Raw genomic sequence first — 14,935 nt, forward strand, 5'->3', positions numbered from 1 at the left:
GGCGTCCCGCCCGTCCAAAAAGGACGGGCGGGACGCCCATCCCACAATAATAATTAAAATTGTAAGTTATTTAATTCGCGATCCTAAGATGCCTTTAAACATTGTTACGACAATTTGGCGATCGTTATCTCTGACAAAAATATCGTAATTGGGACTTGAGTTAATTTCAATCAACCAATATGCTCCTTTTGTATCTAGCGCGATGTCAAGCCCAGCATAATTAATCGCAGTTTCAGCAAAAACAGGTTTAACAAAATCTTCAATCTCAGACATGAGATTGGGGTTAATTATATGTTTGGCTTTTGCACCTTCCCAGTGCAGCGGGCTTAAATTCCCCGCAAATTCAGCCTGAGATTTGTCTTTCTCGTACAGCAAAACTAGCTTTTCTTTGCAGAATACAGCCCGATATTCGCGGGCAATTTCGATGTATTCTTGAGCTAGCGCCACATAGTCATAATCTTTGCTGTTGACGTTAAATATAATTTCTAGGGCTTCTTTAATTTGCTCTCTAGTTTTACATAAAAAAACATTGTTGCCACCAGCACCGCGATTTCTTTTGAGAATCAGCGGGAAAGCGAATTTTTTGTTTACTTCTAAAACTATTGATTCAATATCTGGGAAACTCAAATACTTTTTATACTTCTCCTGGCAGTGAGGCGAGACAAAACCGAGAGTTCTGGGAGTATTTATTTTGCCGTTTAATAGTTGATAAGTATATTCTTTGTCTTTAAAAATCTCTGCTACTGACGCGCTGTTAAATGGCGTCATGTAATTGACAAAATAATATTCTTCGCCGCCCTGTTTGATTCTAATCAAGTTTTGGGAAGGATGCAGGATTTTGTAAGAAATATTTAATTCTTGACAAGCTTCGAGAACGAGACTGATATTTGTCAGCATAATTTGAACAGTATAAATTTTTAGGACTTACGCACCCTGACCTCAGAAACCCGGTTTCTTTATCTATTTCTCCTGAGTAAATGCAAAACTCGTAGAAACCGGGTTTCTAGCCCCCATGCGTAAGGCCTGATTTTTTTCATTCACACTATACCACAGGAGGAAGCAATGAGCATAAATGGCGATCGCCTTACCTACTTACTGCTTTGTCCGATGTACTTTCTTCTGGCAAAACATAGAAATCAACATCGATTTCTGCATTCAGTTTAGCTGCTTGAGCGACAATATCTCGATCGAAATGTATGGCTGGTACACTGCCTCTTCGATAATAAATGACACAAGCAATCTCCGCAGCATAACACTTGCACAACTCAAGCAAAGGAACCCACCCGGGCTGAAGCTGTTCTAAAACCGAATTAATGTGTTCTTCTAAGTCAGCAGATTTTTCAATTTTAGAATACACGCTCCAACCATTTTCCTGATGCCGTCTAGTACCCCTAGGATTAATTAAGTCCCCTTTCCTCCAAGTTTCAGTTGGATTGATGCTTACCTTTACAGTCACTTCGTCTGGATCGAATTCCATTCCAGTCAACATAAAGTAAGAGTAAATTTCTGACTCCATCAGCCCGCTCCTTTTTGATTAATTAATTAAAAATCATTAATATTCAAATCCGTGAATTCACCTGCCCCAATACCACTTTTAGGTTTAACATAAATATTCCCTTCTGTGTCTTTGTAGAGGTCTCTTTTTGAAGCATTGCGTTTACCTTTGAGTAAATGAATGTTTTCACCCCCTCTCTGAAGCCTCTCGATTTCATCAATAGTCAGCAGCTTGTCTTGTCTCCAGTTTCGGTCTTCTTCACTATTCTCTAAATCTGTTTCCGTCATTCCTCACACCCCTAAAAATTTGAGAATCGCTTCCAAATCTCAAATCTCAAATTCGTTAGCGCAGCCCTCGAAGAGGATCGCACTTTTATCCAAACAATCGCTGCTGCCCGTTTGCCGCATCTTTCCCGGCATAAATCTCGCGAGTTCCCTTGGGAATGTAAATCCAATCGAATTCTTGCAAGCGGTTTGTCAAATTGGAAATGCTCACTCCCAACTCATCTCTCATTTTGTATAAATGCGACCACTTTGTTAAATCGCGTCCCTGTCTTTTTTCCTCCAAAATACACCGAGGCATCAACAAACAGCTTGCAAAATATTGCGCTTGCCATTCGATCGACAAAACCTTATTATCAGCACTCGCACCCCGACAAACAAACGGTTCCTCGACATCCTGGGCGGTTTTTCCTTCATTGCCCAAGTTTAATTCCAACTGTTCCACAGTGCCGTCTGCTTCGTCTTGATTGACGTGTAGCACCCAGTGGCCGATTTCGTGGGCGATCGTCGATTCGATGAAGCCTGGGGGTTTTTCGAGAATCTGTTCGTTGATTTCGATTAACCGCTGCTGCGGCAAAATCCTCGCCGCGATCGCACCTTCTTCATCCGGCTCAATGCACTCCCAAACTACGCCTAAATCCAGAAAATCAGCAACCGTTGTCGCATCAAAAGGCCATCTCGGAGCAAAATTTTGCGTTTTCTGCATCTGCATCAAGATGTCATTTGCCAAACGCTCGATCGATTCTTTGGGATAGAAGCAATACGGCTTAAAAATACTCACTATGAGGGGCCTCTCTTACGCTTCAAAAGACTGTTTGAGCCAATCTGGATTTTCTTGCATCCGGCGGAAAAGAGCCTGCATTTCCTTCGGATTCTGCTTCAACAGCGCTTCGTACTGCTGCGGCAGCCTCCCCGCCAAGAAAATCAATTCCTCTTCGTTTATATCTAGATTCCGCGCTAATGCTCGGATTACCTCCTCTTTTGGCGCATAATCCGCTCGATCGTTCTCCAACTTCGACAAATAAGTAAAATCCACACTTAGCATAGCTGCTAGCTCACGTTGTGAGTAAGCTTTGTCCTTGCGAGCTTGACGGATCAGTCTTCCAAATGTTTGTTCCACGGTTTTTTGCCTCCTGACAAGCATTCTAGCCTGTTTTGATGAAAAGTTCAACAAAACACTTGACGGGAAAATCAACCCGCGCTACCATGAGGTTAGTTGACGGTTTAATCAACCTGCTAAGCCTGACTGGTAGGGTTAAGGGTGCAAATTAGCCTAGCTCACACGCTACATATAGCGTCGTCAACTTTAGAGGAGTGAGAAGCGCTGGGCGTCAAAACGCTTGTACGCAGCAAATAAGGAGGAGCAGATAGCAAATGCTGAGAACCTGGACAGACACGCATTACAAGCTCGAAGACGATGACTGGCTATACATCGCCACCCACGAAGAACAAAGCTCAGCCTCACTGGTTTGTCCCGGCTACGCGCGGGATGGCGAGGGCTTCAGCATCCACTTCACCCCAGCGCACTTAGAAACATTAGAGCATTTGCTCGCCGCGCTGCGGATTATCAAAGCTCAACAAGAGGCGATGCTTGAGTATACCTATCCCGAACCAAAAGCGACAACACATCTCATTAGGTAATCGAAGTTCGACCACGAGCAATGTACGAGATTTAACGGATTACCAATTACCAATTCCCCGTAAAGCAATAAAAAACTAAGGAAAAACGAACAATGACTAAAACACAAGAAAGACCTACATTTTCAGTATTTGGTGCCAAACCGAGCAATGCTTTGCTAGTACCAGAAATCCCGATCGCTGTCCGAAACAACTGTCAGATTGGCCAATGGGCGATCGGCGATACCGCCTATGGTTCCAAATGCTCGATGACTATTCTGAAATTTTCCAAATTCTTCGGCAGTTTAGGTCAAACTTCGCACACATTGTGGGGTCAACTGTGGTTTGTCGCAGAAACCGGCGAACTGCCGCAAGGAGTTGTCATGGTGACATACATCAAAAACCGCAGTTTGAGCGATTTTAACGGCTTAGTTGCCTCAGTTCAATCTCGCGGAGTAGAGCCTGCTACAGGTATTTTTATTCCCGAGTTTACCCAGCATTCCGGCGAAAAACCAGACGACAGCGGATTCGTTAAACCAATCAATTATTACAGTTTAAAATGGTCGTGGATGGAGCGTAGCAACTGGGCAGTTATCGACCAAGCAGCAGCAATTTTGTCAGATTCTAGCAATCAATCGCGGATGATTGACTTAGAAGGAACGCGGCAAATGGTGTGTTTGGATAATCTCCCTCCCCAGGAAGTGGCGCGCTTAATGGCTGCTCACGGTAGCGGTGAAAGCGATGCTATGACTTTGAATTCCAACGGCGGTATGTCGCTACCGGCAGCCGAGGAAAAATCAACTGCTGACTTGTTCTAATTCTGTTGTAAAGGCGCGATTTAATCGCGCCTTTACCATAACTGTTACAACAGAGTGAAATGAAGAAATTAACAAACCTGAAAACCAAATCGAACCTGCAAGAAAGCCGTTTGAAAGAGAATCTGGAGCTGCTAGACCACATTCGGACAGACGCAGTTAACGACATCGAAAGTCTCACCGAAGACTTCCAGCACATGACTTTAGTTGCCGAATCAATCCAGCGGAATTACCGAGCTTTGTTAGCCGAAAATCACTTGCTAAAAGGCACAATTTTGAGTATAATTGATGAGTGCGGCTGCTTGGAAGGAAATCGGTGCGATCGCTGCTGGAAAATTCTCAAAATTCTAGGTATTGCCAATCCCGAAGAAAAACCCGACGCAGCCAGAAAGTACCGTTCCCTTCTCAGCCAACTCCGCAACTTAGAATAACTGAAAACGTTTCATTCACAAGTGTCGAAAAGTTATAATCAGGAGAAGCAAAAATTATGACAATAGCAACTGCCAAGGATAGCAAAGCCCAAATTTTGCAAAACTTTCAGCAGATTTTAGCAGACAAAAAAAAGATTGAATCTAAAGTCGAAACTAAAGAACAGTCAGCCGAAAAAGCCAAAAACAAACAACTCCTCGAAGTCGCCTCCACCTACACGATTGACAGCATTGTCAAAGGCTTAGCAGACTTACAATTAGATTTTGGCAGCATCACCAGCGGACTTTCCGAAAAACTGAAGGCGGAATCTTCCAAATTAGACGAATTAAAACGCGCGATCGAAATTGAAGCGGCACAATTGCAAGAGTTGCAGCAAATCAGAGTTGTAGCAGACGCCCTCCACATTTTAACTCAAGAGCACCGAGAAAAACTGACCCTGCTCGAACAAAACAGCGCCAACCAGCGCGAACTTATCGAAAAAGACACCACCCAAAAACGCAAAATTTGGGAAAAAGAACAGCAAGAATTTGAGGTAGCAGTTCAAGAAGAAACTGCACTCATAACTAAAAAGCGTCAGGAAGAAACAGCCGATTACCAATACGAATTAGAACGCACCCGCAAAATCGAAACCGACGAATACGAAGAAACGAAGCGCAAACTAGAACGGGACTTGCAAGAATCTACCCGCGAAAAAGAAAAAAATTGGGTGGAACGGGAAAAAGTCCTCAGCGACAATCAAGCGGAGTTTGAAGAGAATCAAAGAAAAGCCACCGGATTTGAAGAAGAACTCAAACAGGCTTATGTCAAAGCCAAAGAAGAAGCAATTCAAGAAGTTTCCCGCGAAGCTAAAGTCAAGGCAGATTTAGTGGATAAAGAATGGGAAAGCACTAAGCAGGGATATGAATTGAAAGTGCAATCTCTACAGCATACAATTGAGCGACAAACCGAACAAATCGCCGAAATATCTGCACAATTGCAAGCCACGATGAAGCAAGCGCAAGATTTGGCAATGAAAGCTTTTGCCAGCAAAGCTTAAAACCCAGTAAGGCGTGCCATGCCCACCTTACGAAAAAATGACAGAAATTTTCCCAACTATTAAGGAATGAAAAGTCATGAACAAAAGAGTTAGCGACAAAAGCACCAAGGCTGAAATTTTAGAAGCGTACAAGGAAGCAGCGCAAGAAAAAGCGCTGTTAGAATCGCAAATCCAACAGCTAAACGCTACCCAAAAGCAAAAACCAGCCCCAGAAAAACCTATTGTGGAGGCACAAAAACCAATGGCTTTAACTCAAAATCCACAAAAAATGCAGTCCACAATCGACAATTTGATTTTGCTGCAATTTGGCTTTGGCGGCGCTGTCAGCGAGTTGTCTGAGAAATTAACTTCTGAAGCGGCTAAACTCGAAGAATTGCGGCGCACCGTGGGCGACGAAATCCAACAACTGCAAGAGTTGCATAGTTTAGAAGATGTTGCAGAAGATACGCTGGACAATTTAATCCAACAATACGAAGAAAGCGCCAAAACATTTAGTGCGGAACTCAGCGAACAGCGCGAAACTGTTGAACAGGAATTGTTGGAACGCCGGCAAGCTTGGGAAAAAGAGCAGGAACTGCAAAAGTTGGCCGTTAAAGAACGCAATGAAAATCAGCAAAAAGCTCGCCAGCGGGATGAAGAGTTGTATGCTTACGATTTGAATCTTCAGCGAAATCTGGACATCGAGGAATACCAACAGCGCCAGAAAAGGCTGTATCAAGAAATCGAAGAGTTTCAGCAAGAACAGGAGAAACAGTGGGCGGAACGCGAAAAATCTATTTCGGAACGGGAAAAACTTTATGCTGAGGTTAAAGCTAAGGTAGAAGCTTTCCCGAAAGAACTGGAAGCTAATATCAAGAACGGGAAAGATAACGGTCGCAATATTGGCAATTATCAAGCTAAAGTTAAGGCTGATTTGTCTGCTAAAGATATCGAAGGGCAAAAGCAAAATTATGAACTGCAAATTCAAGGGATGTTGCAGACAATTCAAAATCAAGATGCGCGCCTTGCTAGCTTGTCGAAACAACTGGATTCTGCTTTGAAACAGGTTCAAGATTTGGCTGTGAAGGCGATTGAGGGAGCATCGAATTTGAGTTCTTTGCAAGCAGTCAGGGAAATTGCGATCGAACAAGCGAAGACTCAGCAAAAAAATAAGTAATCCGTAGTCGCTTTAGATACCCGATTTCTTGCAGAAGTCGGGTATCTGGGTATTGAAGGAGCATCACTCGGCGGTTGAAACCGCTCCTTGTCAAACGAAGTCCGCCTGCGCGGACTAAGAGAAAGTGCCTATTCTGTGTTGTTAGGTGGGTTTACTTAATTAGCTGGGATTAAGGATTAAAAACGGTTTAAGACTTTTCGCTTGCAGTAGATTTAGGAAACTTGCACTTTACCTCAATTTCTAAGTTGCCTTCTGCTGAACCTTCCGTAATGTAAGGGATGCCAGCTTTGCCACCCATTTTGATACCAAATTTCAGTGTTAGTTCTTCAACCTCAGCCGCACCAAAATCTTTAAAAGCCGTGACAGCATACATAGCATAACTGCGAATTAGCACGCGAGCTTGCTGCATCCGGTTAATCGCATCGCTTCGCACGTCCCTCTCTTCGTCAAAAGGACTATCCTCCTGTGAGGTTGCAGCTTCGTCAATTGTGACTTCGTATACTTCACCATCTGCTTTAAAAGCGAAACGCTGTAATTCTGACATAATGTTACCTTTTGTTAAGTTTGTGTAGAGTTTGCTTAAAGATAGAGCTTGCTTCCGAAAAGTTGAGTTATTCTAGCGATAGAATTAAAACAGCAATTCAGGGTGCGTGTCAACTAAGGCAGTATTTTTTTTAAATCCAGGTTGAACTAAATGGCTCGTTACGCCCTTGTTATTGGTATTGCTCAGTATCAAAGCTCCAACCTCAAACCCCTCCCTAAAGCGGCTACTGATGCTGAAGTTGTTGCACGGGTATTAGAGGAATATGGTCAGTATACTGTTACTCGGCTGCCACATCGCTGGAACGCTGAGAGCCAACGTTTTGAAGTAGCACAGCAAAAAAGTGTTTCTGCTGATGAGGTATGTGAAGCTCTGCAAAATTTGCTCTTGGAACGAGGTACGAAAAGTGATGTACTGATTTATTTTGCCGGTCACGGTCTGACTTTTTTTGATAACTTGGGGGAGCAAAAAGGAGCATTGGCTACTTCCGACTGTCAGGTGGAAATGGTGGGAAGACAGGTGGTCAATTATAAATACGGGATTGATTTGTCAAGCCTCAATCGGCTAATTAAAAAGTCGGATCTGAGCAGTTTGGTAATGTTGTTGGACTGCTGTCATAGTGGATATTTTCTTGAAAGTCAGCTAGTGCAACAAACTTTAACCGCTTTCAGTACACAAAAGGATTATTATTTAATTACGGCTTGCCGGAGTTTTGAGACTGTAAAAGCTTTGGCTGGGGAAGCGCACGCCATTTTTACAGGAGCTTTGCTGAAGGGTTTGGCATCGGAAAATGCTAGTAGAAATGGGCAGGTCAGTGGCGATCGCCTATTTGATTATATTAGCAATGAACTTAAGGGTACTCAGTGGGGGCAAGAAGCGATTCGTATGGGCTGGGGCCGCTGCATTACTCTGGTAACTTATCCGCAACTAGAGACTTCGGCTACTGAAATTAATTTCGATCGCCAAAATCCGTATCTGGGACTCTCTGCTTTTGGAGCTGAACAAGAGAAGTATTTTTGTGGGCGGGATGAAGCAGTTCGGACGCTGATTACTCACCTGACAAATAGCCGTTTTCTATCTGTTATCGGCTACTCTGGTTCGGGCAAATCTTCTTTAATTAAAGCGGGATTGTTGCCAGACTTAAGTCGGGATAGAATTCCTGGTAGCAGTCTGTGGCCGGTTGAATCTTTTACTCCTGGTAAGCACCCCCTCGGAAAACTGGTGGATATTCTAGCTCGACACCGAGAGCAGAATCAGCTTTTTGTAATTTTTATAGATCAGTTTGAGGAGGTATTTACACTCTGTGAAGATGAAGCCGAGCGACAGGGTTTTATCCGCCTGATTGCAGAGGAGATGAAGGATTCTGAGCGAAAGAGCCGGATGATTATTGCACTTCGTGGAGATTTTTTAATTCGCTGCGCTAATTATCCAGACGTTTTAAATTTGATCAATCATATTCCGACTACAACTTATATTGTGAAGTCGCTAGGGATTGAAGAGTTGCCAGAGGCGATCGAGAAACCGGCTGAATTACACGGGGTAAAATTTGAGCGGGGGTTAGTATCGCAAATTGCCCAGGATGTGGCTGGTCAACCGGGAGCATTACCGTTATTACAATACGCTTTGAAAGAGTTGTGGCGAGTCTGCATAGAAAAACCGGAATTTCCCGAACCGTTACTGACGAGAAAAAGCTATGAAGAAATTGGCGGTGTTCAAGGGGCTTTGGAAAATCGAGCTAATGTGATCTACCAAAGTCTTAGTGATGGCGATCGCATTTTTGTACGCAAACTGTTTATGGAATTGGTGCAGTTGGGTGAAGGTAAGGAAGTAACGCGCCGGCGGGTTGATTGGGATAGACTGAGGGCGATCGCAGATTCTCCAGAGCAGTTAGAGCGGGTAATTGGGCTGTTGGCTGGGTCACAGCAGCGTTTAATTATTGTGGATGAAAACACGGTAGAAGTGGCTCACGAAGCTCTGTTGTGTCGGTGGAAGTTACTGAGTGATTGGATTGAAGAGGATCAGGAGAATATTCGGATTTCTCGGCGCTTAGAGATAGCTTGTCGGGAGTGGGAAGAAACTTATGGTAAGTCAGATGATGCGCTGTTGACAGGTGCGCGATTGGCGGAGGTTGAGGAGTGGGAGAAGAGGGTGCAGCCGAATTTGACTGGGGATGAGAGGGAGTTTTTGGGGAAGAGTGTTGGTAGGCGCGATCGGGAGATTCAAGCTCAATTAGAACAAGAGCGGCAACTGCGAGAACTTGCCGAAGCTAACGCTAAAGTCGAAGCAGCAAGAGCTGAAGAGGAAAGAGCTAAAACTATAGCTCAGATGGAAAGAGCGCTCGCGGCCGAGGACAAAGCGAATGCAGAAACGGCAAGAGTGAAAGAGGCAGAAGCTAGAGTAAGAGTTCAAAAGCACAGAACGAGGTTAGCGATCGTATCTGGCATACTTTTAACATTTACACTTGGCTTGGGACTCCTGAGCAATGTACTCCAAGGACAGAAAAGAGAACAAGAGGCCAGTACAATAGGAGCTTTAATTGGAAAAGCCGAACAGCTTTTAGACAGTCACAACCAGCTTGAGGCATTAATAGCTAGTGGAGAGGCTTTGGAAGAAATGAAAAAGAGACGGAGAGACAATAATCAAGAATTACAAAGGCTTCAGTTAGTGATTGATAATGTACAAGAACGAAATCGCTTCCAAGGTCATCAAGGAGGCGTTTATAGTGCCATTTTTAGCCCCGATGGAAAATTGATTATTTCTGCGGGATTTGATAAAAACCTTAGAATATGGAACGTAGAAAATCAATCTATTTCGCCTCCTATTCCGGCACACAAACTGTTGATACGGTCTGTAAGGTTTAGCCCTAATGGTCAATTATTTGCATCAGGAAGTCTAGATAAAAGTGTAAATATTTGGAACCGGAAAGGCGAATTGACACAAAGGTTTTTACACCGAGATGGTGTTTATGATGTGAGTTTTAGTAATGATAACCAAAAGGTAGCTGCTGTTGGGAAAGATGGAAGTATAATGATATGGAACATCAATAACCCCAAGTTAGAACCTAAAACTCTGAGATATAAAGCCTCGCTGGATAAAAAAGAATACAAGATTTATGGAGTGGACTTTCATCCTGTTAACCCATCTATTATTGTTGCTACAGGTTTTCAAGATTATGATGTATTGGTCTGGGATTTGCAAGCCAAAACAAATGATGTGCCTCAAAAACTCATAGATTCCACTAAATATACAACTCAGTCAGTTAGATTTAATTCAAAGGGAACTCAGATTTTAACTTCAGATAATCAAGGGGGCATTAGAATTAGGGATTCTCATGGAACAATTCTTGGAAAAATAACTAATAACGCTCCAATTTTTTATGCAGAATTTAGTAAAGATGGTAAATTCATTGCTTCTGTAAGTATGGATGAAATTATTAAAGTGTGGAGAGTGGAAGATGTAATTACTTTATGGGCCAATAAAAAAGAATCTCTAAAAGAACCTTGGCAAAAAGTTGTCGTCAATTCTGGAGCAGTCAATCGCATCAACTTTGACCCGACTAACTCTCAAGTATTGGTGTCTGCCAGTGAAGATGGAATAGTCAGAATTTGGAACTTGACTCTAAAAGAAGGAAAATACCAACAAAAAAAATTATTAAATTTGCCAAATTTACAAATTCAAGTATGCAACTCATTAGAGCAATATTTTAAAACTAACCCTACAAATTTTCCATCAAAATTCCGCTCAAAGGAAAGCTGCAATCATTTATTATCTCAGAAATAGCAAATGTGTTAATATATTTGAATAAAGATAGGCTCGTCCAAAATTAGGAGAAGAAATCATGTGTATAGAGAATACAGTAAAATGCCAAACCTGCGATCAACTAAATACACTATTTCCAGCGCTTTTTCAAGCAATTGAGCGCCGAGAACGGATGTTTGTTGATGGTTTAATACAACCCGAAGAGGAAGAACTGAGGAGACAAATTGGTGTGCTAATAAAGGATTTGCTGATAATAGATAAACAAGGAAACAGAAACAATCGAGAGTTTATCGGTCAAGTAAGTTTGATGTTCGCCCAAATTTCTGTTGAGTTGCTGAAGATGTCATTAATGCAAGGCGAGAGTAATGAATCTATAAATGAAAATTTATCAGAGAATATTAGCTTATTACTGAAAGAGGTCTTATGCTAACTTAAAGAAAAAGCGATCGCCCTCTCCAACCTCTCCCACCCTCAAAAGCTATACTAAAATCAGCATCCCCAACCCATCAACAGTTATGGTACAACAACTACCCGCCGAAACTGTATCAGAAATCATCTACCCCGATCGCGACTGAGAACCAATGGCAGACAATACCAAAAAATTCCGCTGGATTGTCACTATTAAAGAAAATCTAGAAATCTTGTTTGCCAGCATTCTACCCAAGCTGAACAACAACGGCAGCGTGCAGAGGAAGCGATCGCCCAACTTGAACAAGAACGACATCGTTATCAAACTTTGCTACAACAAATACAGCAGCAAACCATAGACGCCGACCCTAGTAATTAACAATACGAATCCAACTCAATCAATCTCTCTTAGTCCAGTTTTCAAACTGTCCACTCCCACGAAGTCTTTCGAGAGCCTTAAACCCTATCTACAGCGTTCTAGTTTTTAGTAAAAAGCCCGATCGCACTGTTCACTTATCGAAACTGTCCCCTGCTCTCCTGACCGCTTCAGTCGCACTCTCTATGCTTTAAGTTAATCCACCAAAAGATATATTTGACCTAGAGGCACTATGCAGAAACAAATCATACGTCAAAAAGATACTAATGCTTGGATACTTCAGTGCTGGGTTTCTTTTATTGTTGCCCTTTCCGCAACTACTGTAGGTATCATTTATTTACAGGTAGATCCCTGGCAAAAAGCTTTTATGGGTATGGGTTTAACTTTTTCAGTCGGCTCGTCTTTTACTTTAGCAAAAACCATTCGCGATAACAACGAGGCAACAACATTAACTGCCAGAATCGACGAAGCTAGAGTTGAGAAAATTCTCGCTGAGCACCATCCTCTCAAATAAATTTGACTATACAATGTATACAAAAAACAGCCCGCGCGGGCTGTTTTTGTTGTTTGAGCCACAGGTTTCAAGCTGCGGATGGGAATTGGGGATTTCAATGGCTACCTTTGAACTTACGATCGCGCAACTTATTCTTTTGGCGCTGGCGAATACCGGCCTTAACTGTCGCCATATCCACCGGAAAACCAACGACAGGCATCACCTGATCCTTGCGTTCTTCTTCCAGATTCTTGAGTTCGGTGTAATCAACCCAATGAATGCAATTCACCGGACAAGTGTCGATCGCCTCAGCAATCAACTCTTCAGAATCCCCGTCTTGTCGAACTACGCGCGATCGACCGTAATCCGGTTCAATATAAAAAGTATTGCGAGCAACGTGAGCGCAGTGCTTGCAGCCAATGCAGGTAATCTCATCAACATAGACACCTTTTTGGCGCAACACACCGCCCAATTCCGGTTCCAAACCAGAGCGATCGGGCGCATCCCGCAAAAATCCTCCCAACTCCGGCTCTAAACCAGAGCGATCAATTGCTGTATCTATTCCGAGTCCAGAAAGCTCAGACATTTAGACCCCCACAATAGTAAATAAGTCCGCGCAGGCGGACTTTGATGAGACAAGATTGCAAAAATCTCGAAAAATTATTAAGCGCACCAGCGTTGCACCACCAAGCGGAGCGAACCGTCTTGATTTTGCTTTTGCTCAGAAATTTGGAAACCCTGCTTAGCGCTTTCATTCACCACAGTATGGTAAGCGTAGCGCTGAGTCACCTTATTCAGAAAACGGTCTACAGACCAAGCTTGCTGCCAAAACTGCAAGTCAGCCACCAATTCATACTCAGTCCCGTTCCAGCTAAAACCTACGTCGTAGCCGTTTTTTTGCTCAATCACGACCTCAGCGGTGCTGGTTAGGCCGCGATAGCCACGCACCTCAGTTGGGCCCGACTTCCAGTCGATACCCAAGTCAGTTAAAGCAGCTTCCAAAGAATTCAAATTGCGGATCTGGGTCTTAATTTGGCTAAAGTGTGACATGGTGATTCCAAAAAAATTTAAGTGAACTCAACAAAAAAAATTACCAATCGCTAAAAGCCACTTGGGCCGTCGCTTCGGCTGACTGATGCAGCGCTTGCGTGAAATATTCCGATGTTGACTCTTGATGAAGCACCACGCCGAGCTGAGCTTCAATTGCAGCCGTTACCTCAGCACAGGAAGCACCGACAATGCCGGTGACTGTTTCCTGTACGCGGCCATCTGGATAGATCACAAACTCTAGTGTTTCCATAATCCGGGCTGACTGAATAGGAATATTGAGAACAGACACCGACACCAGCAAGCCAGGGACGATGCCTCCTGAAGTAGCTTCTTGAGAGTTGGCTGACTGACAAAGCGCTATATCAATTTTGACGAATTGATAGGTTTTGAGTCACAACTTAACAGAACTTATTAATATGTAGAAGCAATACATCAGTTGTATGTAAAGTTTCGCGTAGATTGTGACATCAGTCAAGTCATACATGAGTCGCGAATATTAGCAACGGCTATTTGGGATTGATCCTGGGGGAGGGAGGATGGATCGCCAGATAGTAGGCCGAGGGTAAGGTGCCGTGTGCTTCGCCCTACAGATACTAAGCTGTTGGGCATATAAATGTTATTTTTCGGGCGGGTGGGACACCCCACAAGAATTCTATCGAAAGTGACGGTAAAACTTAGATGCCTCTGGGATCATCTGTTCTTAAGTTTTGTAAACGTAAAATACGATCGCGCTTTAGATACCAACTTCTTAAAAAAGTCGCGGTTCTGGGTATTCTGTTTTTCCTGCGAAATTACTTATCAATTAGTCTTAATTAATAATTCTGGCTTATCTAAGTTAGGAGTCTAAAATCGATCGAATTACGCAGGATTATCTAAGCAAGACAGAAAACCTGGCTTTAACGCTCAGAGTAGTTGACCAAGGAGATCATTACATCAAAGGATTTGGCAAGCTCAGCGACACAGTTTCTGCAAAGCGAATAGCGAAATGGCTGCGATTTTCGCGCGATCGCAACCACAATATTTTGAGAAAAATGAAACTTTCAGTATGCGCTTAGCTGGGCTGATTTCGACGCTACCAAATCGGCAAGTATTGTATTGGCATAACCGTGGTAGTGGCGAGCGACTATACGATCTTCATAGGTTTTGACAAAAGCGAGCAAACAGAAGTAGCTATCCTCTCGAATTACGGTGATGCAGCAAAGGATGACTTCTCAGTAGATGAAATAGGGATAACGATATTAATCTAACTAGCTTCGCCGTAGCGCCAGCTAATACATCAAGAACCTATGTAAAAAATAGTTAAATGCGTTAATGGTAGGGGTTAAGGTTCGTAATGCACACCCTACAGTATTAGTTTGTGAGTAAGTCCTGTTACCATAAAATCCTAATTACTATTCTCTAAGGCTCTCCTGAACTTATGGTTATAAGTTTATCTAATCAGAAAAGCAAGCTAATACGCGATTCCTAAAATTATTAAAA

17 protein-coding genes and 1 pseudogene are annotated in these 14,935 nt (G+C 43.0%); 9 read left to right on the plus strand and 9 right to left on the minus strand.

Features of this window, described 5'->3' with window-relative positions; translation table 11 throughout:
- Nucleotides 1-66: 66 nt before the first annotated feature.
- The 5 genes from QUB06_RS31885 to QUB06_RS31905 all read right to left on the minus strand — a co-directional run bounded on the left by QUB06_RS31885 (nucleotide 67) and on the right by QUB06_RS31905 (nucleotide 2,896).
- Complete coding sequence (locus QUB06_RS31885) at nucleotides 67-897, minus strand: YheC/YheD family protein (RefSeq protein WP_333438694.1); 831 nt, start codon at nucleotides 895-897, stop codon at nucleotides 67-69.
- Nucleotides 898-1,084: 187 nt separating this feature from the next.
- Entirely contained in the window at nucleotides 1,085-1,516 is a 432-nt protein-coding gene (locus tag QUB06_RS31890) for a DUF4279 domain-containing protein (RefSeq protein WP_333103329.1), read from the minus strand.
- A 26-nt stretch (nucleotides 1,517-1,542) separates the two neighbouring features.
- On the minus strand, nucleotides 1,543-1,782 hold the full coding sequence (locus QUB06_RS31895; protein WP_333103328.1) for a polymorphic toxin type 33 domain-containing protein: 240 nt from the start codon (nucleotides 1,780-1,782) through the stop codon (nucleotides 1,543-1,545).
- Nucleotides 1,783-1,867: 85 nt separating this feature from the next.
- Complete coding sequence (locus QUB06_RS31900) at nucleotides 1,868-2,557, minus strand: ImmA/IrrE family metallo-endopeptidase (protein ID WP_333084758.1); 690 nt, start codon at nucleotides 2,555-2,557, stop codon at nucleotides 1,868-1,870.
- A gap of 15 nt (nucleotides 2,558-2,572) precedes the next feature.
- Nucleotides 2,573-2,896 (minus strand): helix-turn-helix domain-containing protein, encoded by a 324-nt coding sequence (locus QUB06_RS31905; protein ID WP_006634885.1) that lies wholly within the window; start codon nucleotides 2,894-2,896, stop codon nucleotides 2,573-2,575.
- A gap of 254 nt (nucleotides 2,897-3,150) precedes the next feature.
- On the opposite strand from QUB06_RS31905, the gene QUB06_RS31910 reads away from it, so the two are divergent.
- The 5 genes from QUB06_RS31910 (at nucleotide 3,151) to QUB06_RS31930 (ending at nucleotide 6,829) form a co-directional block, all read left to right on the plus strand.
- Nucleotides 3,151-3,417 carry a hypothetical protein gene (locus tag QUB06_RS31910; protein ID WP_006634886.1) on the plus strand — a complete coding sequence of 89 codons (267 nt, stop codon included), beginning with the start codon at nucleotides 3,151-3,153 and terminating at the stop codon, nucleotides 3,415-3,417.
- A gap of 92 nt (nucleotides 3,418-3,509) precedes the next feature.
- The gene (locus tag QUB06_RS31915; RefSeq protein WP_333438695.1) at nucleotides 3,510-4,211 is read left to right on the plus strand and encodes a hypothetical protein; all 702 of its coding nucleotides are present in this window, start codon (nucleotides 3,510-3,512) and stop codon (nucleotides 4,209-4,211) included.
- 59 nt (nucleotides 4,212-4,270) lie between these two features.
- Nucleotides 4,271-4,639: a hypothetical protein gene (locus QUB06_RS31920; RefSeq protein ID WP_333438696.1), complete on the plus strand. Its 369-nt coding sequence runs from the start codon at nucleotides 4,271-4,273 to the stop codon at nucleotides 4,637-4,639.
- Between the two features lie 56 nt (nucleotides 4,640-4,695).
- Complete coding sequence (locus QUB06_RS31925) at nucleotides 4,696-5,673, plus strand: hypothetical protein (protein ID WP_333438697.1); 978 nt, start codon at nucleotides 4,696-4,698, stop codon at nucleotides 5,671-5,673.
- Between the two features lie 76 nt (nucleotides 5,674-5,749).
- Entirely contained in the window at nucleotides 5,750-6,829 is a 1,080-nt protein-coding gene (locus QUB06_RS31930) for a hypothetical protein (RefSeq protein ID WP_333438698.1), read from the plus strand.
- Between the two features lie 187 nt (nucleotides 6,830-7,016).
- On the opposite strand, the gene QUB06_RS31935 is transcribed toward QUB06_RS31930, so the two are convergent.
- Nucleotides 7,017-7,373, minus strand: coding sequence for a CU044_2847 family protein (locus QUB06_RS31935; protein WP_333438699.1), 357 nt, complete (start codon nucleotides 7,371-7,373; stop codon nucleotides 7,017-7,019).
- Between the two features lie 150 nt (nucleotides 7,374-7,523).
- On the opposite strand from QUB06_RS31935, the gene QUB06_RS31940 reads away from it, so the two are divergent.
- The 4 genes and pseudogenes from QUB06_RS31940 (at nucleotide 7,524) to QUB06_RS31955 (ending at nucleotide 12,427) form a co-directional block, all read left to right on the plus strand.
- Entirely contained in the window at nucleotides 7,524-11,150 is a 3,627-nt protein-coding gene (locus QUB06_RS31940; RefSeq protein ID WP_333438700.1) for an nSTAND1 domain-containing NTPase, read from the plus strand.
- 58 nt (nucleotides 11,151-11,208) lie between these two features.
- Nucleotides 11,209-11,559 (plus strand): hypothetical protein, encoded by a 351-nt coding sequence (locus QUB06_RS31945; protein WP_333438701.1) that lies wholly within the window; start codon nucleotides 11,209-11,211, stop codon nucleotides 11,557-11,559.
- 85 nt (nucleotides 11,560-11,644) lie between these two features.
- A pseudogene (locus QUB06_RS31950) lies at nucleotides 11,645-11,779 on the plus strand (Uma2 family endonuclease); the annotation flags it as partial.
- Between the two features lie 366 nt (nucleotides 11,780-12,145).
- Nucleotides 12,146-12,427: a YiaA/YiaB family inner membrane protein gene (locus QUB06_RS31955; protein ID WP_172189332.1), complete on the plus strand. Its 282-nt coding sequence runs from the start codon at nucleotides 12,146-12,148 to the stop codon at nucleotides 12,425-12,427.
- 94 nt (nucleotides 12,428-12,521) lie between these two features.
- Here QUB06_RS31955 and QUB06_RS31960 read toward each other — a convergent pair whose 3' ends face one another.
- From QUB06_RS31960 to QUB06_RS31970, 3 genes are all read right to left on the minus strand, one after another.
- Complete coding sequence (locus QUB06_RS31960) at nucleotides 12,522-12,992, minus strand: ferredoxin (protein ID WP_333232806.1); 471 nt, start codon at nucleotides 12,990-12,992, stop codon at nucleotides 12,522-12,524.
- 77 nt (nucleotides 12,993-13,069) lie between these two features.
- Nucleotides 13,070-13,456 carry a DUF1257 domain-containing protein gene (locus QUB06_RS31965; RefSeq protein WP_242716193.1) on the minus strand — a complete coding sequence of 129 codons (387 nt, stop codon included), beginning with the start codon at nucleotides 13,454-13,456 and terminating at the stop codon, nucleotides 13,070-13,072.
- A gap of 40 nt (nucleotides 13,457-13,496) precedes the next feature.
- Entirely contained in the window at nucleotides 13,497-13,706 is a 210-nt protein-coding gene (locus QUB06_RS31970; RefSeq protein WP_015176940.1) for a DUF2997 domain-containing protein, read from the minus strand.
- Between the last annotated feature and the right edge of the window lie 1,229 nt (nucleotides 13,707-14,935).

Source organism: Microcoleus sp. D2_18a_D3, assembly GCF_036702455.1.
Taxonomy (GTDB): Bacteria; Cyanobacteriota; Cyanobacteriia; order Cyanobacteriales; family Microcoleaceae; genus Microcoleus.

What these genes read in the sequence shown, in the direction of transcription:
- QUB06_RS31885 (WP_333438694.1), bottom strand. Translation starts at nt 897, where the DNA reads ATGCTGACAAATATCAGTCTCGTTCTCGAAGCTTGTCAAGAATTAAAT.
- QUB06_RS31890 (WP_333103329.1), bottom strand. Translation starts at nt 1,516, where the DNA reads ATGGAGTCAGAAATTTACTCTTACTTTATGTTGACTGGAATGGAATTC.
- QUB06_RS31895 (WP_333103328.1), bottom strand. Translation starts at nt 1,782, where the DNA reads ATGACGGAAACAGATTTAGAGAATAGTGAAGAAGACCGAAACTGGAGA.
- QUB06_RS31910 (WP_006634886.1), top strand. Translation starts at nt 3,151, where the DNA reads ATGCTGAGAACCTGGACAGACACGCATTACAAGCTCGAAGACGATGAC.
- QUB06_RS31915 (WP_333438695.1), top strand. Translation starts at nt 3,510, where the DNA reads ATGACTAAAACACAAGAAAGACCTACATTTTCAGTATTTGGTGCCAAA.
- QUB06_RS31920 (WP_333438696.1), top strand. Translation starts at nt 4,271, where the DNA reads ATGAAGAAATTAACAAACCTGAAAACCAAATCGAACCTGCAAGAAAGC.
- QUB06_RS31925 (WP_333438697.1), top strand. Translation starts at nt 4,696, where the DNA reads ATGACAATAGCAACTGCCAAGGATAGCAAAGCCCAAATTTTGCAAAAC.
- QUB06_RS31930 (WP_333438698.1), top strand. Translation starts at nt 5,750, where the DNA reads ATGAACAAAAGAGTTAGCGACAAAAGCACCAAGGCTGAAATTTTAGAA.
- QUB06_RS31935 (WP_333438699.1), bottom strand. Translation starts at nt 7,373, where the DNA reads ATGTCAGAATTACAGCGTTTCGCTTTTAAAGCAGATGGTGAAGTATAC.
- QUB06_RS31940 (WP_333438700.1), top strand. Translation starts at nt 7,524, where the DNA reads ATGGCTCGTTACGCCCTTGTTATTGGTATTGCTCAGTATCAAAGCTCC.
- QUB06_RS31945 (WP_333438701.1), top strand. Translation starts at nt 11,209, where the DNA reads ATGTGTATAGAGAATACAGTAAAATGCCAAACCTGCGATCAACTAAAT.
- QUB06_RS31955 (WP_172189332.1), top strand. Translation starts at nt 12,146, where the DNA reads ATGCAGAAACAAATCATACGTCAAAAAGATACTAATGCTTGGATACTT.
- QUB06_RS31960 (WP_333232806.1), bottom strand. Translation starts at nt 12,992, where the DNA reads ATGTCTGAGCTTTCTGGACTCGGAATAGATACAGCAATTGATCGCTCT.
- QUB06_RS31965 (WP_242716193.1), bottom strand. Translation starts at nt 13,456, where the DNA reads ATGTCACACTTTAGCCAAATTAAGACCCAGATCCGCAATTTGAATTCT.
- QUB06_RS31970 (WP_015176940.1), bottom strand. Translation starts at nt 13,706, where the DNA reads ATGGAAACACTAGAGTTTGTGATCTATCCAGATGGCCGCGTACAGGAA.